Below are 23,117 nucleotides of genomic sequence, written 5' to 3' on the forward strand. Positions count from 1 at the left end.
ATGGTAGAAGAGAAAAATAACAATCAAAAACGCTCACCGTTAACTAGTACCCAGGCGATTTTAACGCTGGGACTAACGGTGGGCTTTTTGCTCATTGCCTGTGGCATTGATGGCGATTCAGGGACCGGATTTATCGAAGGCAGTTTTTGAGGCCATTGGTCATTGGTGGTGGAGCTTCCTCTTTTTTGCGTTAGGTGGTATTTTGCTGCTTGCTTTTTTGTTGGCCCAAGTTTTTGTTTGGCCGGTCAAAAAATTAGAAAAAGTTATGGAGACTTTTGAAGAAGACCCATTGACCAGTAACCGTGTGCAACCGGTTGCCTATAACAAGGAACTCGACAATCTGGGTTCCGTCATAAATGAAACGATGAACCAAGTTCAAAACTTGATGCAGTCACAACAGGATTTTGTTTCGGATGTTTCCCATGAGTTGAGAACACCTGTTGCTATTGTGAAGGGGCACCTAAACTTGTTGGAACGTTGGGGAAAGGATGATCCCGAGGTTCTTGAAGACTCACTCTCCTCTTCGTTAGCTGAGATTAAGCGAATGGAAGTGTTAGTCAACGAGATGCTGGAGCTGACTCGGGCGGAAAAGCTAACGGTCAACACGGAACAAGACCATACCGCAGTTTGGCCTGTGGTCAGTCGTGTTTATCATGATTTTCAAGTCTTACACCCAGAGTTCTCTTGGACTTTTGATAACGGTTTGGATCAGACATCAGAAATCGCCATTCGCCCAGACCATTTGGAACAGTTATTGATTATCTTGATTGATAACGCACTAAAATACTCAACGGAACGAAAAGAGGTCCACTTAGCTTTGGCGAAGGCCGGGTCATGGGTCGAAATTGGTGTTCAGGACTTTGGGCAAGGCATCGCAAGTGAAGACCTCGACCGCATTTTTGATCGTTTTTATCGTGTTGATAAGGCACGTGTTCACCAACCTGGTGGGAATGGCTTGGGTCTATCAATCGTCAAAAAAATGGTGGCTGCCTACGGCGGACAGGTTCAAGTGGAATCAGCCCTAGGGTCTGGTTCATCATTCCGTCTTCGTTTTCCAATCGTTCAACCATCCACTGAAAGCCAGAGCGTTAGCGACCAGGGTAAAAAGGACACGAAAGATAGTGAATCTTTGCTATAATAGTGGGGATTGATAGAATTTTTTCTTCCATACTGTTTTTAGGAGTATTCATGAAACAATTGAAACGTTATGCCACTGTCTTAGTGGTTCTGTTCGATATTTATTTGTTTACGGGCGGCTACGGCATCCATGGGCGTATCTACAATATGGTAGCGAAGCCAATTGCCAATATTTTAATTGACATTGCGCACATGGTTGGCGGCGTAAACGCTATTGGTTGGGCTATCATTATTTTGACTGCTATTGTTCGACTTTGTTTGCTACCAATCATGGTTAGCCAATCAAAGAGGACCACAATTTCCCAATTAAAGATGCAAAAGTTGCGTCCAGAGTTTGAAAAGGTACAAGCAGCGGTGAAAGCCGCTAAGACCCCTCAAGAACAGCAGGCAGCTTCCATGGCTTCCATGTCGCTTTACCGTGAAAATAACATCTCTTTGACGGGTGGTGTCTCATGGTTGACGATGGCTATTCAAATGCCAATCTTTTCTGGTTTGTATTTGGCAATTATGCATGCCAACGGATTGAAGTCAGCAACCTTCTTTGGTTTTAGTTTGTCTTCCCGTCAGATTCTTTTCTCTGTACTGGTCCTAGTGATTTATCTGGCGCAGGCCTACATGACCCAACTGCACATTCCAGCTGCACAGAAGAAGCAGACGGGCATGTTGATGTGGTTTATGCCAATCATGATTGCTGGCTTTACGTTGGTTTCATCTGGTGCACTTGGGCTGTATTTCATGGTAGGTGGAATCTTTGTGTTGGCTCAGGCGCTGATTAACCATTTATATTACGATCAATTACAGAAACATGTTGATCAAAATTTTGTTATTCAAAAAACAGCTGATGATCTCTTAAACCAACAAGTCAATGCTGGGACTGATTCATCAGCAAAAACAACTCGTGTTCGACCAGAAGACTTGCGCCCAAGGGACGTGAGTGAGGACGTAGCACATGGTGGACGCAATGCTGGAAAGCAGCACCGTTCAAACGACCAATAGGTCGAGAAAAAGGAAGTAATATGGAACGAATTTTATCGAAGCAAAACAGCAAAGTGAAGGCTTGGGCAAAGCTAGCTACGAAAAAGGGACGTCTTGAACAAAAGACCTATCTTTTGGATGGCTGGCATTTAGTTCAAGAGGCCATCAACGCTAAGGCAAAGTTCCATGCCATCATGGCAACCGAGGAACAGATGCAGGAGCATTTGCCCGATGTGCCACACGGCGTTCCCGCTTTTGAAATTTCGAAAGAAGTCGCTGCTCACATTGCTGGTTCGAAGACACCACAGGGTATCTTCGCTGAAGTGACTTTGCCAGAAAAAACCTTTGATCCAGCATACGTACATGATGGTCTTTGGCTCTTCTTGGATGCAATCCAAGACCCAGGTAACGTTGGGACATTAGTTCGTACAGCCGATGCTGCTGGCTTCAAAGGGGTTGTTCTCGGAACGGGTACAGCTGATTTGTACGCACCCAAAGTCGTTCGTGCCATGCAGGGATCAAATTTCCATTTGGAAGTTTTGCAAGGTGATTTGAATGATTGGATTAAAGCCTTTAAGGATAATGCCTTACCGGTTTATGGTTCGGAATTGAACGAAGATGCCAAGCCATACCAAGACATTCACGGTTTGTCAGCCGGCGCTTTGATTGTTGGAAACGAAGGGCAGGGATTGAATCCTGAATTGGCTAAGCAAACAACGGCTAACCTTTATATTCCATTGATTGGTTCAGCGGAATCGCTCAACGTGGCGGTTGCTGGTGGAGTCCTGATGTTCCGTCTGTCACTTGGAAATTAAAAGAAACTTTGCTATACTAAAAAGTATGAATTGCGAGTGGAGGCGTGCTAGTGACTAATATTTTAACCATTCTCTTGCTGGTTGTTGGCTTCTTGCTGATTGTTTCAGTCATGATGCAGCCTAGCAAACAACAAGATGCATTGTCAGCGTTGTCTGGTGGTGCAACTGATTTATTTACAGAACGAAAGTCTCGCGGCTTTGAAGCAATTATGCGTCGTATCACGACCATTTTAGGAACCATTTGGTTTATCATTGCTTTGGTACTCATGTACTTAGCCGCTCATTAATTAATAAGGTCAGTTTACTTTTTTGTAGACTGATTTTTTATTAGCATTTTTTAGAAAGAAACATTTATGGAAATAAAACAAGTAAAAGAACAATTAGAAGGGTTCTTAAAGGCCAACCCTAAGCAGGCCTTTTCGGCACAAAACTTGGCCGATGGTTTACGATTGGAAGGCGCTTCCGGTTACCGTCAGGTTCTGTCGGTCCTGGAAAACTTAGCTGATAATCAAATCGTTAAAAAAGTCGAGCAGGACAGCTACCAGTTTCAAGGTAAGAAGGGGGACATCGTTGGTGAATTTAAGGCCAATGATAAGGGTTTTGGCTTTGTCCGCTATGATGAAAATTTGCCTGACTACTTTATTGGTCCAGATAATACGATGCAGGCCATGCAAGGGGATACGGTTCGTGTTTCAATGGTGAAGCCCGCTCAATCAGCCGATCGTGGACCAGAAGGAAAAGTAGAAGAAATTCTCGAGCATGCCTATTCTCGTGTTGTTGGAGTCTATACATCAGATTCAGCTTATCAGGGCATGCTTGGCCAGTTACGCTTATCAGACAAAAAAGCGGCTTCATTTCAGGTGTTAATTGACTCCTCTAGTGCCGAACAGGATTTGCACGATGGACAAGTGGTCGTGGCAGAAATCACGGCTTATGCTGATGATTTGCATCCGAAGCAATTAGTGGCAACAATTACGCAGGTGCTTGGCTACGAAAACGAGCCTGGCATGGATATCATGCAAATTGTCGAAAATAAAAAAGTACCCAACCACTTTCCGGCTGAGGTGATGAAAGAAGCCGATGCCATTCCAAATGAAGTGCTACCATCCGAATGGGATGGCCGTCAGGATATCACCGATCAACCATTGGTCACCATTGATGGTGCTGATACTAAGGATATCGATGATGCTGTTGTGGCCTGGAAGTTGGACAACGGGAATTACCATTTGGGTGTCCACATTGCTGATGTTTCACATTATGTTCGCCCAGGTTCTGCTATTGATGCGGAAGCATACAATCGAGGGACTTCTGTTTACTTAACAGATCGTGTCATTCCGATGTTGCCACAAAAACTGTCCAACGGGATTGCTTCCTTGAATCCGAACGTGACTCGTTTAGCCATGTCGGTTGAGATGGAAATTAATCCGCACGGCGAAGTTGTGAAACATCGTCTGGCTCAGTCGGTCATTGAGTCCCACGCTCGTATGACTTATGACAAAGTCAATGACATCTTGGCCGGTGACGAACCAGCACGTAACGAATATGCTGGGCTGGCTGACATGTTCGATACAATGGGTGAACTACACAAAATTTTAGCTAAAAAACGTGAAAAACGTGGTGCAATTGAATTTGATACACCGGAAGCATCCATTGTTGTCGATGAAAACGGCAAAGCCATTGACGTTGTCGTTCGTGAACGTGGAACGGCTGAACGAATGATTGAATCCTTTATGTTGGCTGCTAACGAAACCGTTGCAGAACATTTTGATAAGAAAAAGGTACCATTCCTTTATCGTGTTCACGAAACCCCGGATGAGGAGCGAGCAAAGTCCTTCTTTGAATTTGCGAAAGCACTCGGACACCCCGTTAAGGGAGATCCTGCCAATGTCACGCCAATGATGTTGCAGACTTTAATGAATCAAGTCAAGGATGATCCTGCTGAGCAGATGATCTCAACAATGATGTTGCGCGCGATGAAGCAGGCCAAGTATTCGCCAGAACCACTGGGGCACTTTGGTTTGGGTGCTAAGTATTATACGCACTTTACGTCACCAATTCGTCGTTACCCTGATTTGACGGTCCATCGTTTGATTAAGTGGTATGCAGCCAATGGTTATGGCACAGATGCTCAAGAAAAGTATGCTTCTTCACTTGGGCAAATCGGAATCGACACATCAACCCGTGAACGTCGTGCCATCGATACGGAACGTTTAGTTGACGCCATGAAGAAAGCCGAATACATGGAAGACAAGGTGGGCAATGAGTATGAAGGTGTCGTGAACGCTGCTTTGAAATTCGGCCTCTTTGTTTCGCTCGAAAACACTGTTGAAGGGCTGGTTCACATTTCCAACCTGACCGATGACCACTACGACTATGATGAGAAACACGCAGCCTTAATTGGTCGTTCAAAGCACCATATTTTCCAAATTGGTCAAAAGGTCAAAGTCAAGGTAATCCGTGCTTCGAAGAAGGATTCGACGGTTGACTTTATGCTGGTCAATCCGGAAGAAGCACCGACGACCGACATCAAGGTGCCACAACCAAATCGTGGTCAATTCAATCGCGATAAAAAGGGTGGTCGTCGTAACGGTGGGAACGGTCAACGAGGCCGCGATCATTCGAAAAATCGTTCAGACAAATCCGGAAATAAGAAAGCAGGCGAAGGGCACAATCATCGCCAGGATGGGGCTAAAAAACCGGCACGTGGAAATGGGCAACAAAAGCATCCCTTTTCCATTAAACAAAAGTAGTGTAAAGAAGTGAGGGAGTCGCCATGGCAAAGAAAAAGAATATTCAAAACGATGCCTTGGCAACCAATCGAAAGGCACGCTTTAATTATGCAATTGAGGAAACCTTCGAGGCAGGCATTGTTCTAACTGGAACTGAAATTAAATCAGTTCGAGCTGGTCAAATAACGATTGGAGATGGCTTTGTCACCATCCATGATGGACAGGCTTACTTGACCAATGTTCATATTGCTAACTATGAACAGGGAAATCAATTTAATGTTGATCCTTTGCGTTCTCGTATTCTCTTACTTCATAAACGACAAATTCAGCAATTAGCTGCCTTAGTCAAGGAAGCGGGTGTGACGATTGTTCCGCTTAAGGTGTACATGAAGAAGGGTTTTGCAAAAGTCTTGATTGGTGTTGGTCGTGGGAAGAAACAATACGATAAAAGGCAGTCGATCAAAAAACGCGATATGGAACGTGAATTGAATCGACAGTTTAAACGCTAAAGAAAAGTCCGCTTGGCGGACTTTTCTTTTTGTTAGGGTAAAAGTACGTATTTAAAAAATTTTTCTGGTATATAGAATGGGCAGATAGACTGCCACAGCGGTTTCAAAGACTTTTATTAGGGGAAAACGCCTTGTGAATCTAATTGACCCAGGGCCTAAAGTTGTCTATACTGGATATGTGAATTAAATCCAATTCACTTTGAAAGGAAAAGAATATGCTGACAATTATTATTTCAGCACTCTTTGCTCTTTTAATCGGCTTAGTTGGTGGTTATTTAGCGAAAAAAATCGTTGATCAGATTCGCTTAAATAACGCTAAGCAGATGGCTACAAACATTTTAAAGCAAGCAAACGATGAAGCTAAGAGTATCAAGAAAGCTGCGGATGTCGATGCAAAGGGTTATGCTCAGGAGTATCGTCGTCAAGTTGAGGATTCTTTGTCTAATCGGCAAAAACGAGTGGAAGACCAAGAAGCTCGTGTACAGGTCCGAATTGATACCTTAGATAAAAAAGATGCAACGTTGAACGAACGCGATGCTTCGCTCATCAAGAAGGAATCGCAAGTTCAGAACCGTTTGGATGCTGCCGTCAAAAAAGATGAATTGGCTCAGAAAAAACTATCCGAGCAGGAAGACAAGTTAGTTGAGATTGCTCAATTAACCCGTGATCAGGCTCAGGATGTTATTTTAAGTTCATCAAAGGCGCAGCTTGAAAAAGAACGTGCTGCTCTTATTCAAGAGTATGAACAAGACGCCAAGAATGAAGGAGAGAAACGGGCTCGAAACGTCATTGTAGAGGCTATTCAGCGCTCTGCGGCGGATACTGTTTCTGACGTTACTGTTTCGGTTGTCAATCTTCCAAACGAAGACATGAAGGGGCGGATTATTGGCCGAGAAGGCCGAAACATCCGAACACTGGAATCGTTGACCGGGATTGACTTAATTATCGATGACACTCCTGAATCAGTGGTTCTATCTGGTTTTGATCCCCTAAGACGTCAAATCGCTAAAAACGCACTGGATGCGCTGATAGCTGATGGACGGATTAATCCTGCTAAAATTGAAGAGGCCGTCGAGAAAGCCCGCCGTCAGATGGATGAAAACATTCGTCAAAAGGGTGAGTCAGCAGTCTTTGAATTAGGTATTCGTGGGCTCCACCCCGACTTAATTAAGTTGGTTGGACGAATGAATTATCGGACATCTTATGGTCAAAATGTCTTGCAACACTCAATGGAAGTCGCTAAGCTAACTGGTTTAATGGCTGCCGAATTTAAAATGGATGTCGCACAAGCAAAGCGTGCTGGTCTTTTGCATGATATTGGGAAAGCAGTTGATGCCGAAGTTGAGGGTTCTCACGTTGAACTCGGGGTTCGGATTGCAGAAAAATATCATGAAAAGCCTGACGTCATTAATGCTATCGCCGCCCACCACGGTGACACAGCAGCAACATCACCACTTGCCGACTTGGTTACAGCAGCTGATGCCATTTCTGCTGCACGTCCAGGTGCTCGTTCTGAGTCATTGGAGAATTATGTCCAACGATTGACTGATTTGGAACACATCGCGAGTGATTACTCCGGCGTAAAATCTGCCTATGCCATTCAGGCAGGACGAGAAGTTCGCGTGATTGTCGAACCTGATCAGGTTTCAGACATTCAGGCAACGGTTCTTGCCCACGACATTAAGGCGGAAGTAGAAGATCAGCTTGAGTATCCTGGCCACGTTAAGGTGACGGTTGTTCGAGAAACAAGAGCTGTTGATTATGCTCGTTAAAAAAAGTCCCTTTGGGGGCTTTTTTTATTTCAAATCCCTAAAAAAATGTAGGGACACGATTTTTTTGTTACAATGGTTTTGATTATTATTTAGAACAACATAACAAGATAGGAGAGATTATGACGGTTGGACAGATTTCGCTATTAATCTTTGCCTTAGCCTTTTTACTTTTGGTTTTGGCATTGACAGTTTTCATTCTTCGCTTGACACGCTCAGTGTCAGTTTTGACGGATGATCTTGATTCAGTTGTTCGTTCATCGAACGAATTGATTGTTAATACCAACGAATTGGTTGAAGACATTAACGGTAAGATGGTAACGTTGAATGCAACGGTACAGGCAGCAGCAGACTTGTCAGAAACCATTTCAAGTTTGAACAGCTCAGTTCGTCGGAAGTCTTCGTCCGTTTCTGGTTTTGGAACCGCGACAAAGACTGGCTTTACTTTGATGTTATCAAAGCTCTTTAAAAAGTCACCAAAGAAAACTTCGAAAAAGACAAAGTGAAAGGATCACTCATGAAGGCAAGCACGAAAGTAGTAGCAGGTTTCTTTTTCGCCATGGCCGCTTCAGCGACTTATAAGGTTTTGAAGTCTGAACAAGACCAAGCCAAGTTGAAGGCGAAGCTGGACCAAGTACAAGGACAAGTTCAGGATGTTATCGATAAGGCGAATGCTGCCGTTTCGCCATACGTTGAACAGGCGAAGGCTTCCTATGCTTCTTCGAAGTCTGTTCTTTCTGATTCCATCAGTGGACAGGATGAGGATGCGCAACCAGATATCGAAATCGAAGAACAAGATCTTGATTTAGAAAAGTAAAAAAGCAATGGGGTTTACCCATTGCTTTTTTTATGACTTGATTTTAGCTAATCTTTCTGCCTTTTCAGTGTTTTTAAAATGAAGTTTGGCAAAGTGGCCGAGCTGCTTTCCTTGCCTTATCAAGACAGCAGCCTTTTGATCCACTTCTTTACCCGCACCGATTGGCAGGTTCATCCCCGCTTCTTGACTGAGTTCTTTCATCGTTTGTAGCTCAACATAGCGAGCAAGAACAGAGGCAGCGGCTACCGCGACGTGCTCGGCTTCTCCTTTCGTAATGAAGTAGCTTTTGACATTTGGCAGTTGCTGATTGTTTCTTTTAAGATAGCGGAAGTAGCTACTTTCCTGAACAAATTGATCGACAAGAATGGCATCGGGCTTTTCTTGTGAATCAAGTTTTGCTAATACTTGGTTATGGGTAAAGTTGTGTGAAAGGGCCTTCATGGCCACGACGTTTTGACCACTTTGCTGCTTTTGGTTATAAAAGTCGGGTGTTAGGTTCACAACATGGTAAGGAAAGTGATTAATAATATATGGTGCTAATTCCTGAATCCGGTCGTCTGTTAACGTTTTTGAGTCGGCAAAGCCAAGCTTCTTTAGTTCTGCCACTTTGGACCGGGGAACGTAAACGGCCGCTGTTGTTAAGGGACCAAAATAGGCACCTGCGCCAACTTCATCTGATCCGATAACCCCCCATTCAGAGAAGCCCACCGGTAAAGTCGTGCGAACTTTCGTCCCGGTTTTGCTGGTCTCACCAAGCTTTTGAAAGCGTTCTGCTTCTTCTCGATGATACTTGCCCTGAAAGAGAACTTTACCTGAGGGATAGGCTGTAATGGTCACACCATTATTTTTTGCCTGAAAGAGACTGTGAGGTGGTGCCTTGTGAACAAGGGCACTTTTGTAGGCAGCTTCTAGTTTTTTGAGGGCTGACTTTGTTAGAATAATTACGGTTTGCATGCCTTAATTATAGCAGTTTTAATGGTATAATTGACGGTATTCGGGGAGGCAATGTGCTTCTCTTTGTGCAAGGAGGGACCCATGATACTCTTATGGATTGTCGTTATTTTTATTCTTTTAATGGCCTATTCTGGTTACCGAACGGGATTTGTGACGGCATTGACGCGCCTCATTCTTTGGGCTGTCATTTTTTATGCGGCCACTGTGCTTTCAAAGCCGCTATCCAGCTTGTTTGCAGGCTGGACGACCGGGCAGTTTGCCAGACCATCCGTGCCAAGTTCATGGGCAAGCTCAGGATCAACTTTCTTGGCATCGGGCATTGCTTTCGCATTGATACTGATTATTGGTTCACTGATTGGCCATTTTTTGCTACGTCCGGTTCACTTCATCCGACGTGTGCCATTCCTAGGACAATTAGATGGTCTTTTAGGTGCAACGCTATCAATTATTTTTGCGTTAGTGCTCGCTTTCTTTTGCTTGGAATTACTGTCAGTTATTCCTAACGCATGGATTCAGGGACAGTTCACGGAAAGTTCACTTTTAAATGAATTTTTGGATCAGTTTCCCATTATTTCAAATAAGATTTACCAATGGTGGTTATAAAATAAACGAGGCATCATGAATTCAAAAGTACTACAAACACTCGAATATGAAAAAGTAAAAGGGGAGCTTTTACCCTTTATTCAAACGGAACAGGGCGCGAAAATTGTGGCCGCTCTTCAACCATCGTCTGACTTTCAGGAAGTGTCTCGGTGGCTTGAAGAAACAGCTGAGGCAGCCATGGTGGAACGCTTGCATGGTGGGTTAGCCCTGCTTGATTTGACGGATATAAAAGAGCAAGTTCGTCGCTTACAAATTCAAGCTTCGTTGAATGGTAAGGAAATTGTCGCCTTAGCAAAGGTTTTAAAAGCCACTGCGGCCGTTGCCCACTTCTTTCAAAGGATACAAGCCGATGACATGCAGGACTCCGTGCCAAGGCTTCAGTCAATGGTTGATCAATTGGTTCTGTTACCAGAGTTAACAAAAAGAATGGAACAAACCATTGACGATAATGGTCGTGTTCTAGATTCGGCATCGTCAGCATTGGCATCTTTCCGTCGACAAATGGCGGGAAAAGAAGAAGCGATTCGGCAACGATTAGCAAATTACACGCGTGGTAAGTCTGCTCGCTACTTGTCCGAAACGATTGTGACCAAGCGGGCTGATCGCTATGTGTTGCCTGTAAAAGTTGAGTATCGACACCAAGTTCCTGGAATCGTCCACGACCAAAGTCAATCGGGTCAAACATACTACATCGAGCCACAATCGGTCGTTGAAATGGCCAATGAATTGTCGGAAACGCGTGTATTAGCTTTGGCAGAAGAAGATCGCGTGTTAGCAGAGCTATCGGTGATGCTCGCTGACCATCTGGAAGATTTGCGGCAAAATGCCATGGTTCTTGGGAAGCTTGATTTTGTCAATGCAAAGGCACGTTTGGCTAAGGCGCAAAACGCCATGGCCCCTGAGCTTTCTGAGAAAAAGGAAGTTGTCTTAAATCAAGCCTGGCATCCCTTAATTGGCGAAAAGAAGGCGGTTAAAAATGATATTGCACTCGGAGAAAAATATGAGACGCTGATTATCACCGGACCGAACACCGGGGGAAAAACCATTACGATTAAAACCCTTGGTTTGTTACAGTTACTGGCACAGTCTGGTCTTTTTATCACGGTGGGGCGTCCATCAGTGGTGGCTGTTTTTGATGAGATTTTTGCAGATATTGGGGATGAGCAATCAATTGAACAGAACTTATCCACTTTCTCCTCACACATGGAGAATATTAAGGGGATTTTAACCCGAACAGACGAAAACAGTTTGCTCATTTTCGATGAGTTAGGTGCTGGAACCGATCCAGCCGAAGGAGCTGCTCTTGCGATGGCTATCCTGGATCGTGCTAAGGAGTTGGGGGCGCAAACCATTGCAACGACCCACTATCCAGAATTGAAACTCTACGGTAATGAACGGTCAGGTACGGAAAACGCCTCCATGGTTTTTGATGTTAAGACGTTGAAACCGACTTACCAGTTGTTGATTGGGGTACCGGGGCAATCAAATGCGCTGGCGATTGCTTCGCGCCTTGGCTTTGATCAACAACTATTGGCAGACGCCAAAACGATGGTCAATCCTGAGGATCAAAAGCTTAACGAGATGATTAAAGATTTGGTTGACCAACGACAGGCAGCCAAAACTGAGCGGGAACGCTTGGCTCGTGACCAAAAAGCTTTGGTTGCAACACAGACTGAGTTAGAAGAAAAAACATTGAAGCTTGAAAAAGAGCAAGCAAAAGTGATGTTGGATGCCAAGAAGCGGGCCAATGAATTGGTTTCAAAAACGAAGCGGGAGGCCGAGCAACTCATTAAAGAGATTCGGTCCGAACGATTAGCCGGCGGGCAAAAAAACAAGCTTTCCGAACAAGATTTGCAGAAGCAAAAGCAAGCCATTGCCGCCTTGCAACAATCCGATAAGTTGGAGAAAAACAAGGTATTGCAAAGGGCTAAACGGGTCAAAGAGTTGAAGCCTGGCGATGATGTGATGGTTTCTTCTTATAATCAACAAGGGACTTTGGTTAAGAAGCATAAGAACGGTCAATGGGAAGTCCAGATGGGAATCTTGAAGATGCTCGTTGATGAAGATGATTTGAAAAAAACGGAAGCAACGGCCAAGGCGCAAAAGGAAAAGAAAACGAAGAAGCGACAGAAGGTGGCTAAGAATGCTGCACGGTCGGGGAACACCGGTCGAGTACAGGCAAAGTTAGATTTGCGAGGTGTACGCTACGAAGCAGCATTGACTGACTTGGATCGTTATTTGGACTCAGTTGTGTTGGCCAACCTATCCTCTGTTGAAATTATTCACGGGAAGGGTTCAGGTGCACTGCGTCAAGGGGTGACTCAGTTCTTACGTTCTGATCGTCGTGTGAAAGACTTTCATTTTGCCTCCGCTAATGCAGGCGGGGATGGCGCGACAATTGTTACACTAAGGTAAGTAGCCAGTGGCATGAATGATTTTAATTTGTGTCGTTATCGTTAACAGAATTTTTAAAAAAGGGTGTAAGCCCATAAGGGGAGAAAAATGGCAGAGAAGAAGTACCCAGCTGGACAATATTTATCGGGATTGTTTGGCTATGCTCACGACTTTAACTACAATCACTTGGTTTTTGAAGTGAACCGATTTAAGGTTTCTGTTTCTTTGCAACGCCGTTCGAATACCTACGGGAATGCTGATTTATTCTATTCATCAGCCGATCCCAAGGCCTTTGCGCCCGTCCTATCAGCAATTAATCAAGCAATTGAGATTGCTGAACTGGAGGGCGACCGTCAGGCGACAGTTAAAACGCCAGATTTGAAAAGGACGGAACAAATTTTTCAGTTTAAATTAAAGGAATTTGGTCACGGCAAGTACTTATTAGATTTGAGTATTTAAGGAGGTTTGTATGAAACAGGGAAAATCGGCACAAATCAAAGCATTTAAGAAGCAAAAAAGCTTGCAAAAGTTTCAGGAAAAGAAGAAGTTATCCCCATTTGACTATAATGAGTTTGCAGGGTTTTTAAGAGCACGTTTCTTCTTAACGAAGCAGCACACTTACCAAAAGGAAACCTTCGAAGTGGCTTCATTCTTCTTAGATGATTTAATTGCCACCATGGTTCAACAGAACTTCTCTGATTTTACGTCTGATAAACGGGTCATCGTGAAATTAAACGAAGTCATGCAAGCGACGTTAGTACAGTCAGCGGATCGAGATTGGCGTTATTTTATTCTCCTTATGCCTGTTCTGTATGATATTCAATCATTCTTAGCTAATGAAGGACAAGTTTCAGATCGGTTTTCTGTTCAAACAACTTCGTTTGATCCAAACTTCTGGCGCATGATTATCCGAACGGTCTTAGCGGTTAACTATTTCCGTTTTCAGGGACAGGACGTTGCCAAAGTCATGTCGGATAGTAATGCAATTGATGAACTTCAATTCAAATTCTTGAACCAGAATGATCAAGACGATGATTTTGACCTAAAAACCATTGCTGAAGTGTATAAGGGCTTGCAGGTGACAGAGCCAAAGTTGTCGGGGAAGCTGGCTTCACCAAAGGCTGAAAAACTTTCTAAAGAAGCAATTGGTGAAGAAATCGCCTTTGGTGAACGGATGGTGGCGACTTTCCAAAAGACAGCTATTAAGGATTTGGTATCAGAACAAGAAGTGAAGATGTTATTGGCGTTCCATAAAGGACTGGCCGAAAGGTATAATGTCACCCATCGTGAATGGTCCAATGATTTGATTAACACTTTTGCCAAAGAGGACTTGATGGATTATTGGCAACCTGAATGGGATTCACTTGACGGACTTGGTGGTGAGGTTGCCCGCTACATTAAATTCTTAGACAAGAAGAAAGCAGTTGATACTGTTCGAATAGCCGAATTGGAAGCAAGTGGTCTGGACCACTACATTGATATTAAGGCAGTGAATACATTACTGGCGCAGCTGAATGATGCTGATGTCGAAAAACTTCTGCAAGAACCAAAGCGTTCCGAAGAAAAGTAAACAAAAAGAGAGGCAAACTTAGATAAGTTTGCCTCTCTTTTTTATTTTTAGGTTTTGTATCAAGCAATGCCCGAACGAATTAGCCAATGTGGCGTAGCAAGCCTGGAATGAGGTGTTGGCACTGCTTGCTTCGGGTGTCTTCGATAATTAAAGCACCGGATTCATCTTGAAAAAGCACTCCGTAAAAGTCTTGGATGTTTTCTTGATTGAATCCCTGATTCATTTGAACGGCAACTGGTCGCCCGTTGTTGATGGCTGTTTCAAGCCGGTTGATTAGTACCGTGCTTGTCTGCTGTGTTTTAAGTGGAACAACAGCAAAGTGTTCTTTAAGGTTAAACCAGTTTTGCTTTAATTGGTTCATGAAATTGAATTGTGGTTGGGCTGAAAGCTTCATTTGCATCAGGCCGCCTCCTCTTTATCTCGGTGACTTTAGTATACGAACAAATGTTTGGAAAAGCAAGCGTTTTAAATGGTTAAAATTTTTATAAGGAACAATAATCGTTGGTATTATGGTATTTTGTAAGTTTTTTATAGGTGGGGAACAAAGTTTCTTGAAACGAACAAAAGGAGAAAAGGAACAGTTCATCTATTTCTGGCAAAGGTACTGATTGGCAATTTAATTAAGTGGTCAACGCTTGCTTGTTAGGATGTGTAAAGGAGCTTTGGGATTCCAACGTTTTTTTATTGTAAAGATACGAAGCTATAGCCAACAACGGGAGAAAGATATGTCTGACGAAAATACAAAAAGCAACAATTGAAGCGAACAGGAGGGTTGGTTAGCCTACTATCAAGGGCCAAACGCTCGATGGAAGGCCGTTGTAATTAAGGGGTGATTTATTTATCCTAATCGCCTTAGCAATAAAATAAATACCTTTGCCGTCAGTCCTAATTTGGGGTTAACATCTGCCAAGGAAAATAGTTTATATAAAATCTGAAAGATGGAAGAGTGGGGCTACCCCAATACTAGTTGATCTTTTTTGTGTTGCTGATCCCGATTTTTATGTCAGCTTACATCAGGTAGATTTTTTTGGAAAGGTTAAATATTCTGAAAAAAGACGCGAAGAAATTCGTCAACGAAACAAACGAATTAGGAAAGCTGGTGTTGCTGAACGTATGAAAATTGCCGAAGAAGAAAGGCAAGCAGCTAAGGCTAAGAAAAGAGCAGAACGATCGGCAGAAGAAATCAGCCGGGAAAGAAGCTAAATAGTTTACTGAAAAAGCCATCTTATTCTAAATAAGGTGGTTCATAATCACCTTATGCCTTGTTTTTTCACAAAGTGAAAAAGCGATTAAATTGCGACTTTGAGACCTATACCAATTTGTTGAATAAAAAATTGATCAAACTCACTTTTAACAAAAAAAGGAGTAACCCATGCAGACGCGGATTACTCCTTTTTAATTCCGTTAATATCGATTATGTTAAGTATTCTAATTTACAAATTTTTTCCAGATTTTTGAATTGCTGATTGATAGGCTTTCTACTAATAAGGTCATTGATGATAGCATAATGTACAAAAAGTAGAAAACTAAATCGAACAAGGTACTCAGCAAATTTCCAGCGATGAACTTCATAATATGAGTAATTAATTGTTCCAGAGTATGTACGTTTTGAGTTATAAAAGAAAATGAATGGTATGAATCAATGGGCCAACTATCCCTAAAGTTAACCAGACCGATAGTAAATATTATATAAGTAATCACAATGGCAGGGTGATAGAAAGCAGGTAGTTTATCTAAGTCCTTAATATTCCCACGTAGGGAATCATTTTTGTATATTGCCATAAAAGCAATTAAAAAGACCGTTATACTTGCAGTTAAACAATCGGTCCAAACAAAGAGTTTTCCGAAGATCCACCCATTTTTAATAGTCAGTATGCATGATGTTAAAAAGGTGAATAGAAGAACATGAGTGATTGAATAGCCCGTTTCATCTAACGCTTTTTGATTATTTAAGTGTAATCGATTCTTTAATCTATTTGTTTTCTGAATTTTTAATTCTGTGCTCATTATATTTCCTGCCTATCAATTATTTCTTTTCAGTAATTAACTTTACAATAGTCCTAAGGATACCTATAAGTATAAATATATCTAATAACCCATAGAAAAAACCGGTCATTCCTCCAGTTATAGTTCTCATTGCAATCCAAATAAAAGATAAGAATTGAACTGGGTAATTAATCAACAACCCTATGATTGTAACAAAAAAATTAAAGCAAACAGCAATTATAAAGAAAAGTAAAGCACAACAAATAATGGTCACAAAAATCATGATTTTCCTCCTTCATAGTGATGGTAGGCATAATCGAATAAGAGTTCTGAAACAGGTGTGGCCACATGAAGCGGCTCCTACTGCTGGACATGTTGAAAGTAGGCACTGATTAAGTAGTTAAAAATCCAATGGGTGTGTTGCCGATCTAACTGATGGCCTTCTTCTTTAAGCCGAGCAAATCTTCTGAGCACTTTACGGTTGTACGAATTGCTGGCAATCATTGCCGCCGCGATTTCCTCAGGTGTATCCAGTTTTAAAGTGTGCGTCATATTGATTCCTTTCAGTAATTTAAAATCTAACGATTAAAGAAGTTTGGATCAACAGTCTTAATAACAGCAATGGTAACAAGTGGCATAAAGGATGGATCCGCAAAGCTTGGCCGATAAGTAACCGTTAAGCATCGTCATTTTTGGGATCGGTATCACCTGTATGAAAAAATTCGTACGATTTTCAAAGACAATATCTATGTACTCCGTCATAAGTTTTTTGCCGCTCTCGATCAAAGAAGCTTAAAACGGATTAAAGTCTTGTTTGACACTGCCGAAAGCATGTTGCCTGACGGCAAACATTTGACTGAACTACTTGCTTTCAAAATCAAAATCGAAAAATACTTTAGTTATACAAGAACGCCTAAACAGTGTGGCTTTTCAAATGGTGGTATAGGAATCATCGAGAGTAACAATGCCAAAATAGCCTTTAGAATGAAACATCGAGGTATGTATTGGAGTACAAATGGTGCCGTTACAATGTCGCGACTGATTATAGATTGTTACGCTGAAAATATAAGAGAATTATTTTTTGGTGATTGGCGACAAAAGTATGAACGATTGGTTGCACAAGAAGAACTTTGGCAACGATCCGGGAAATCCAAAACTGGATTAAAAGGGGCTCATATGTTTTCAAAATCGTGGCACCATAATACTTGGGGTTCCTGGTAGTCATTTACCATTGTCAAAAATGTAAAGAAAAAAGAGTTGCAGAAGATTCTACAACTCTTGTTGTCGTTGTTAAGTTTGCTACACTGGCTATAACCATGATACAACTAACTCAACATTAAACCAGTTTTTTCAGGACTGAATCAGATAACTAGCAAGTGCACCTAGTTATTCACGAAAAGTATAGCAAGCATTTGTAATACTATCAAAATGGATAGGGGGAAAAGCACTTGTACCTTCTATCCTTTTCTATTGCTTTGTACCAGGAATGCCTGCGCTACAACTAAAATTAAGACACATACCTAGGATGTTTTTCAGTTGAAATAGCCCCCTTTTCCTGTTAAAATACGATTATTAGATACTAGTTAAGATAAAGAGGATAGTGATGACTGAACGTGGCTTGTTAATCGTCTTATCAGGGCCATCTGGTGTTGGTAAGGGGACGGTTCGAAAGGCAATTTTTGAAGACGATGCTGTTGATTTTCGTTACTCGATTTCAGCAACTACGCGAAAGCCTCGAACAGGGGAAGAAAACGGTAAGGATTATTTCTTCGTTTCCCGTGAAGAGTTTGAAGATAAGATTCAAGCGGGCGATATGTTGGAGTATGCTGAGTACGTTGGAAATTACTATGGAACCCCGCGTTCCTTCATTGAAGAAACGCTGGCATCTGGACGTGATGTCTTTTTGGAAATTGATGTTCAAGGGGCACTTCAAGTGAAGGCCAAAATGCCAGAAGGGGTTTATATCTTCTTAACTCCTCCCGACATTAAGAATCTGCGAATGCGCTTAGAGGGTCGGGGTACCGATTCTGCTGAAGTTATCGAAAAGCGTGTTGCAGCTGCCAAAGATGAACTAAAGAAAATGATTAATTACAACTACGCAGTCGAAAACGATGTTGTGGATAAAGCGGTTAATCGTATTAAGGCCATCATCACTGCAGAACGTTTGCGTGTGACTCGTGTCATTGATGAAATCACTGACTAAATAAAGGAGAAATTATGTTACTTTACCCATCTGTTGATAAGTTACTCGAAAAAGTTGACTCACGTTATAAGTTGATTGCCTTGGCCTCAAAGCGTGCACGTGAATTGGATGCCGGCATGCCAGCTACGCAAGTAAGGTTTGAATCCGTTAAATCCGTTGGTAAGGCGCTGGAAGAAATCGAAGCTGGTGACGTGGTCATTAACCCAGTTGTACAGGATTCAGAGGATTAAGATGACTGACTTTCCACAATTAAACCTTAGTCAAAAGGATGTTTCGGCAGTTCTAAAGACGAGCTATGGAGATATTTCGCTAGCACTTTTCCCAGAACAAGCACCGAAAGCGGTTGAGAATTTCTTGACTCATGCTAAACAAGGCGATTATGACCAGGTGATTTTTCACCGTGTAATTAACGATTTTATGGTGCAGACTGGTGATCCTGATGGTACAGGTCGTGGTGGTCAAAGTATTTGGGGAAAGCCATTTGAAGATGAGTTCTCAGATGAGCTCTTTAATATCCGTGGCGCTTTGTCCATGGCGAATGCTGGTCCAAATACAAACGGTTCACAGTTCTTCATTGTTCAAAACAAGCATTTTCCAAAGCAAATGAAACCATATCTCGGTCGCTATCCCGAAGCAATCGCAAAGGTATACCAAGAAGAGGGTGGTACGCCATGGCTTGATGGGAAACATACGGTTTTTGGGCAAGTTGTTGAAGGAATGGACGTTCTGGATAAAATTGCTGCAGCAAAGGTTAACCGTGCTGATCAGCCATTAAAAGATATCGTGATTGAAAAGGTAATCCTCTAGCCAATGGCTGAGGATTTTTTATTTAAAAGAGGAGCTTGTGATGACGTATCGCATTGGGCAAGAAGTGACCGGTGTTGTGACAGGAATACAACCATACGGCGCCTTCGTTAAACTAGATGAAGAAACGCAGGGATTAATCCATATTTCAGAACTAAAGTCTGGGATTGTAAAGAATCTACCGGATGAACTTTCGGTTGGGCAGAAAGTGACGGCCATTGTACTTGATATTGATCAATACACACAAAAGATTTCGTTATCCGTTCGGCAGCTTGCGTTGATGTCTTTAGTGGATACACCTATTATTAAAAACAATAACGTTAAACGTCGTTTTTGGACGAACTATCATTTAAATTTTGGTTTTGAACCAATCGCCCTTGCGATGCCCGGTTGGATTGCAGAAGCCGTTAACCGACTTGACTTGAATGATTCGAAGAAGGGAAGTAACTAATCATGACAATGGTTGCAGCTACAGTAATTGCTTATCAAAACGATCTACCTTACTTCTTGGTTGAGGAAGTAGATGGCAAGCCATCGTTTTTAGTGGTGAAAGTGCATCAGCACCACGAAGAAACTTCCCTGGGCATGATTCTCAAGTCATTTTCTGAACTAGGTATTAAGGACTTTGATGATTGGCGATTAGGTGAATTGGCGACAATTCGTTTGCCACATGAAGAACAGGCGCCCCTGTATTCTTTTCATGTAACGGACTTTCAAGAGGTCCAAGAAAGTTTACCAAAAGCACTTTCTTTTAAGTCGGGGGATGAAATTCAGAGTTTGTTAACAAGCATTCAGCCAACGACCTTCACTTCTTTTGACGAATGATTAAAAGATAACTGGTGAATAAAGAGCGTTTTTAAGTTGGAAGACGGATGTTGTGACGGCTTGGTGTGTCTCTTATTCGCTTTCTGAAAATTCACTAGAGAAGTTCAAAAAAAGCATTGACCAAGAGGAAGAAAGTCAGTATACTAATTATTGTTCCTTGCGAGGGACAAGCGCTTCGGCAAAGGTCGAAGGGCAAGAAAACTCAATAAAAAGTAGTTGACAAAAGAAATGATGCCTGCTATGATATATGAGTTGCCCAAACGGGTTAGCACATTGAAAACTGAACAAAACTTTGAACAAACAAATCTGTAACGCGATTTAGCTTTGACAGCTAAATCGAACAAATTTGCGAAGTCAATTCGTAACAAACAATAAACGGATAGGCGTTATCGAGAGATAGCAACTAGTCAGTTTAATCGAAGAGCAATCTTCAAACTTTTAACATGAGAGTTTGATCCTGGCTCAGGATGAACGCTGGCGGCGTGCCTAATACATGCAAGTCGTACGAACAGCGGAAAGTGCTTGCACTTTCCAAGTAAGTGGCGAACGGGTGAGTAACACGTGAATAACCTACCTCAAAGTCTGGGATAACCATTGGAAACAGTGACTAATACCGGATAAAACCCAAGTGCACATGCACTAAGGTTAAAAGCTGCGTTTGCAGCGCTTTAAGATGGATTCGCGGTGCATTAGTTAGTTGGTGAGGTAAAGGCTCACCAAGACGATGATGCATAGCCGAGTTGAGAGACTGACCGGCCACATTGGGACTGAGACACGGCCCAAACTCCTACGGGAGGCTGCAGTAGGGAATCTTCCACAATGGGCGCAAGCCTGATGGAGCAACGCCGCGTGTGTGATGAAGGCTTTCGGGTCGTAAAGCACTGTTGTATGGGAAGAACGGGTTTAAGAGGAAATGCTTAGACAGTGACGGTACCATACCAGAAAGGGACGGCTAAATACGTGCCAGCAGCCGCGGTAATACGTATGTCCCGAGCGTTATCCGGATTTATTGGGCGTAAAGCGAGCGCAGACGGTTGCTTAAGTCTGAAGTGAAAGCCCACAGCTCAACTGTGGAATGGCTTTGGAAACTGGGCAACTTGAGTGCAGTAGAGGTAAGTGGAACTCCATGTGTAGCGGTGGAATGCGTAGATATATGGAAGAACACCAGTGGCGAAGGCGGCTTACTGGACTGCAACTGACGTTGAGGCTCGAAAGTGTGGGTAGCAAACAGGATTAGATACCCTGGTAGTCCACACCGTAAACGATGGATACTAGTTGTTAGAGGGTTTCCGCCCTTTAGTGACGAAGCAAACGCATTAAGTATCCCGCCTGGGGAGTACGACCGCAAGGTTGAAACTCAAAGGAATTGACGGGGACCCGCACAAGCGGTGGAGCATGTGGTTTAATTCGAAGCAACGCGAAGAACCTTACCAGGTCTTGACATCCTTTGAAGGTACTAGAGATAGTGCTGTCTTCTTCGGAAGCAAAGTGACAGGTGGTGCATGGCCGTCGTCAGCTCGTGTCGTGAGATGTTGGGTTAAGTCCCGCAACGAGCGCAACCCTTATGTTTAGTTGCCAGCATTCAGTTGGGCACTCTAGACAGACTGCCGGTGACAAACCGGAGGAAGGCGGGGACGACGTCAGGTCATCATGCCCCTTATGACCTGGGCTACACACGTGCTACAATGGCGTATACAACGAGCAGCAAACCTGTGAAGGTAAGCGAATCTCTTAAAGTACGTCTCAGTTCGGATTGTAGTCTGCAACTCGACTACATGAAGTCGGAATCGCTAGTAATCGCGGATCAGCATGCCGCGGTGAATACGTTCCCGGGTCTTGTACACACCGCCCGTCACACCATGGGAGTTGGTAATGCCCAAAGCCGGTGGCCTAACCTTCGGGGAGGAGCCGTCTAAGGCAGGACTGATGACTGGGGTGAAGTCGTAACAAGGTAGCCGTAGGAGAACCTGCGGCTGGATCACCTCCTTTCTAAGGATAACCGGAACGTTACAGGGACTTAAGTGTCAATTTGATTTGTTACAAAGTTTTGTTTAGTTTTGAGTGTGTGAACTCTACCGAATTTGGGTACGGGGGATTAGCTCAGCTGGGAGAGCACCTGCTTTGCAAGCAGGGGGTCATCGGTTCGATCCCGATATTCTCCATTGGTTGCTTCGGTAACCAAGCTTGTACATTGAAAACTGAATAATCAAGAAAATCTTTTAAAATCAAGAAATTGATTCTTAAATAAACCGAGAAACAACACAAGTTCTTTAAAAAGAACGGTTTAATCGCAGGTCTGAAAAATGACCAACTCATAAAACTGATCCAACTATAAATAGTTGTGGTTAAGTGAATAAGGGCGCGTGGTGGATGCCTTGGCACTAGGAGCCGATGAAGGACGTGACTAACTACGATAAGCTTCGGGGAGCGGTAAGTACGCTATGAGCCGGAGATTTCCGAATGGGGAAACCCAACATTATAATGTTATCTAAAAGTCAATACATAGCTTTTAGAAGGAATACGCTGTGAACTGAAACATCTCATTAGCAGCAGGAGCAGAAAGAAAAATCGATTCCCTGAGTAGCGGCGAGCGAAACGGGAAGAGCCCAAACCAGGATGCTTGCATCTTGGGGTTGTAGGACTGTCGTTGAGTTACCAAGTAAGCATTTAGGTGAAAACGTTGGGAAGCGTTATCAAAGAGGGTGATAATCCCGTAACCGAAAGATGACTTACCTCTAGACAGGATCCTGAGTACGGCCGGACACGAGAAATCCGGTCGGAATCTGCGGGGACCATCCCGTAAGGCTAAATACTCCCTAGTGACCGATAGTGAACCAGTACCGTGAGGGAAAGGTGAAAAGCACCCCGGAAGGGGAGTGAAATAGTTCCTGAAACCACGACGCCTACAAGAAGTCAGAGCCCGTTAATGGGTGATGGCGTGCCTTTTGTAGAATGAACCGGCGAGTTACGGTATCGTGCAAGGTTAAGGTGGAAAGACCGGAGCCGCAGCGAAAGCGAGTGTGAATA

General features: G+C 43.1%; 24 protein-coding genes, 1 tRNA gene and 2 rRNA genes (1 of these 27 only partly in view). 23 read left to right on the plus strand and 4 right to left on the minus strand.

What is annotated here, in order from left to right; all coding sequences use genetic code 11:
• From ACSYSL_RS06735 to ACSYSL_RS06780, 10 genes are all read left to right on the plus strand, one after another.
• Window positions 1–150, plus strand: coding sequence for a hypothetical protein (locus tag ACSYSL_RS06735; protein ID WP_491708645.1), 150 nt, complete (start codon window positions 1–3; stop codon window positions 148–150).
• 115 nt (window positions 151–265) lie between these two features.
• A complete protein-coding gene (locus ACSYSL_RS06740) occupies window positions 266–1,138 on the plus strand; it encodes a sensor histidine kinase (RefSeq protein WP_491708646.1) in 873 nt (290 codons plus the stop codon).
• Between the two features lie 50 nt (window positions 1,139–1,188).
• Window positions 1,189–2,133 carry a membrane protein insertase YidC gene (gene yidC, locus ACSYSL_RS06745; protein ID WP_338345002.1) on the plus strand — a complete coding sequence of 315 codons (945 nt, stop codon included), beginning with the start codon at window positions 1,189–1,191 and terminating at the stop codon, window positions 2,131–2,133.
• 20 nt (window positions 2,134–2,153) lie between these two features.
• Window positions 2,154–2,927 carry a TrmH family RNA methyltransferase gene (locus tag ACSYSL_RS06750; RefSeq protein ID WP_010690543.1) on the plus strand — a complete coding sequence of 258 codons (774 nt, stop codon included), beginning with the start codon at window positions 2,154–2,156 and terminating at the stop codon, window positions 2,925–2,927.
• A gap of 50 nt (window positions 2,928–2,977) precedes the next feature.
• Window positions 2,978–3,214 carry a preprotein translocase subunit SecG gene (secG, locus tag ACSYSL_RS06755; RefSeq protein ID WP_010690542.1) on the plus strand — a complete coding sequence of 79 codons (237 nt, stop codon included), beginning with the start codon at window positions 2,978–2,980 and terminating at the stop codon, window positions 3,212–3,214.
• A 66-nt stretch (window positions 3,215–3,280) separates the two neighbouring features.
• A complete protein-coding gene (rnr, locus tag ACSYSL_RS06760; protein ID WP_491708647.1) occupies window positions 3,281–5,677 on the plus strand; it encodes a ribonuclease R in 2,397 nt (798 codons plus the stop codon).
• 23 nt (window positions 5,678–5,700) lie between these two features.
• On the plus strand, window positions 5,701–6,165 hold the full coding sequence (smpB, locus tag ACSYSL_RS06765) for an SsrA-binding protein SmpB (protein WP_010690540.1): 465 nt from the start codon (window positions 5,701–5,703) through the stop codon (window positions 6,163–6,165).
• 215 nt (window positions 6,166–6,380) lie between these two features.
• Window positions 6,381–7,937 (plus strand): ribonuclease Y, encoded by a 1,557-nt coding sequence (gene rny, locus ACSYSL_RS06770; RefSeq protein WP_187753728.1) that lies wholly within the window; start codon window positions 6,381–6,383, stop codon window positions 7,935–7,937.
• Between the two features lie 119 nt (window positions 7,938–8,056).
• Window positions 8,057–8,440, plus strand: a complete 384-nt coding sequence (locus ACSYSL_RS06775; RefSeq protein WP_010690538.1) for a DUF948 domain-containing protein — start codon at window positions 8,057–8,059, stop codon at window positions 8,438–8,440.
• 11 nt (window positions 8,441–8,451) lie between these two features.
• Window positions 8,452–8,751, plus strand: coding sequence for a hypothetical protein (locus tag ACSYSL_RS06780; RefSeq protein ID WP_010690537.1), 300 nt, complete (start codon window positions 8,452–8,454; stop codon window positions 8,749–8,751).
• A gap of 30 nt (window positions 8,752–8,781) precedes the next feature.
• On the opposite strand, the gene rnhC is transcribed toward ACSYSL_RS06780, so the two are convergent.
• Window positions 8,782–9,705 (minus strand): ribonuclease HIII, encoded by a 924-nt coding sequence (gene rnhC, locus ACSYSL_RS06785; RefSeq protein ID WP_491708648.1) that lies wholly within the window; start codon window positions 9,703–9,705, stop codon window positions 8,782–8,784.
• An 81-nt stretch (window positions 9,706–9,786) separates the two neighbouring features.
• On the opposite strand from rnhC, the gene ACSYSL_RS06790 reads away from it, so the two are divergent.
• From ACSYSL_RS06790 to ACSYSL_RS06805, 4 genes are all read left to right on the plus strand, one after another.
• On the plus strand, window positions 9,787–10,308 hold the full coding sequence (locus tag ACSYSL_RS06790; RefSeq protein ID WP_010690535.1) for a CvpA family protein: 522 nt from the start codon (window positions 9,787–9,789) through the stop codon (window positions 10,306–10,308).
• Between the two features lie 15 nt (window positions 10,309–10,323).
• A complete protein-coding gene (locus ACSYSL_RS06795) occupies window positions 10,324–12,723 on the plus strand; it encodes an endonuclease MutS2 (RefSeq protein WP_491708649.1) in 2,400 nt (799 codons plus the stop codon).
• An 87-nt stretch (window positions 12,724–12,810) separates the two neighbouring features.
• Window positions 12,811–13,161, plus strand: a complete 351-nt coding sequence (locus tag ACSYSL_RS06800) for a hypothetical protein (protein WP_010690533.1) — start codon at window positions 12,811–12,813, stop codon at window positions 13,159–13,161.
• A 10-nt stretch (window positions 13,162–13,171) separates the two neighbouring features.
• On the plus strand, window positions 13,172–14,272 hold the full coding sequence (locus ACSYSL_RS06805) for a metaphase chromosome protein 1 (RefSeq protein ID WP_491708650.1): 1,101 nt from the start codon (window positions 13,172–13,174) through the stop codon (window positions 14,270–14,272).
• A 79-nt stretch (window positions 14,273–14,351) separates the two neighbouring features.
• Here ACSYSL_RS06805 and ACSYSL_RS06810 read toward each other — a convergent pair whose 3' ends face one another.
• The 3 genes from ACSYSL_RS06810 to ACSYSL_RS06820 all read right to left on the minus strand — a co-directional run bounded on the left by ACSYSL_RS06810 (window position 14,352) and on the right by ACSYSL_RS06820 (window position 16,541).
• Entirely contained in the window at window positions 14,352–14,672 is a 321-nt protein-coding gene (locus ACSYSL_RS06810) for a hypothetical protein (RefSeq protein WP_010690531.1), read from the minus strand.
• Between the two features lie 1,028 nt (window positions 14,673–15,700).
• Window positions 15,701–16,279 carry a hypothetical protein gene (locus ACSYSL_RS06815; protein ID WP_491708651.1) on the minus strand — a complete coding sequence of 193 codons (579 nt, stop codon included), beginning with the start codon at window positions 16,277–16,279 and terminating at the stop codon, window positions 15,701–15,703.
• A 19-nt stretch (window positions 16,280–16,298) separates the two neighbouring features.
• Window positions 16,299–16,541 (minus strand): hypothetical protein, encoded by a 243-nt coding sequence (locus ACSYSL_RS06820; RefSeq protein ID WP_491708652.1) that lies wholly within the window; start codon window positions 16,539–16,541, stop codon window positions 16,299–16,301.
• 548 nt (window positions 16,542–17,089) lie between these two features.
• Between ACSYSL_RS06820 and ACSYSL_RS06825 the strand changes: the two genes are divergently transcribed.
• The 9 genes from ACSYSL_RS06825 to ACSYSL_RS06865 form a co-directional block, all read left to right on the plus strand.
• Window positions 17,090–17,479, plus strand: a complete 390-nt coding sequence (locus ACSYSL_RS06825; protein ID WP_491708653.1) for a hypothetical protein — start codon at window positions 17,090–17,092, stop codon at window positions 17,477–17,479.
• A 382-nt stretch (window positions 17,480–17,861) separates the two neighbouring features.
• Complete coding sequence (gmk, locus tag ACSYSL_RS06830) at window positions 17,862–18,461, plus strand: guanylate kinase (protein ID WP_187753724.1); 600 nt, start codon at window positions 17,862–17,864, stop codon at window positions 18,459–18,461.
• 14 nt (window positions 18,462–18,475) lie between these two features.
• Window positions 18,476–18,691 carry a DNA-directed RNA polymerase subunit omega gene (rpoZ, locus tag ACSYSL_RS06835; RefSeq protein WP_010690529.1) on the plus strand — a complete coding sequence of 72 codons (216 nt, stop codon included), beginning with the start codon at window positions 18,476–18,478 and terminating at the stop codon, window positions 18,689–18,691.
• Window position 18,692: 1 nt separating this feature from the next.
• Window positions 18,693–19,268 carry a peptidylprolyl isomerase gene (locus tag ACSYSL_RS06840; RefSeq protein WP_010690528.1) on the plus strand — a complete coding sequence of 192 codons (576 nt, stop codon included), beginning with the start codon at window positions 18,693–18,695 and terminating at the stop codon, window positions 19,266–19,268.
• Window positions 19,269–19,308: 40 nt separating this feature from the next.
• Complete coding sequence (locus ACSYSL_RS06845; RefSeq protein WP_491708654.1) at window positions 19,309–19,716, plus strand: CvfD/Ygs/GSP13 family RNA-binding post-transcriptional regulator; 408 nt, start codon at window positions 19,309–19,311, stop codon at window positions 19,714–19,716.
• Window positions 19,717–19,718: 2 nt separating this feature from the next.
• Window positions 19,719–20,090, plus strand: a complete 372-nt coding sequence (locus ACSYSL_RS06850; RefSeq protein WP_010690526.1) for a hypothetical protein — start codon at window positions 19,719–19,721, stop codon at window positions 20,088–20,090.
• A gap of 439 nt (window positions 20,091–20,529) precedes the next feature.
• Window positions 20,530–22,079, plus strand: a 16S ribosomal RNA gene (locus ACSYSL_RS06855).
• 100 nt (window positions 22,080–22,179) lie between these two features.
• Window positions 22,180–22,252: transfer RNA gene (locus ACSYSL_RS06860), tRNA-Ala, on the plus strand.
• A 181-nt stretch (window positions 22,253–22,433) separates the two neighbouring features.
• Window positions 22,434–23,117, plus strand: a 23S ribosomal RNA gene (locus ACSYSL_RS06865) (it continues 2,224 nt past the right edge of the window).
• Together the 16S and 23S rRNA genes with 1 tRNA gene alongside form the textbook arrangement of a ribosomal RNA operon.

This window comes from Fructobacillus sp. ESL1129, assembly GCF_058507945.1.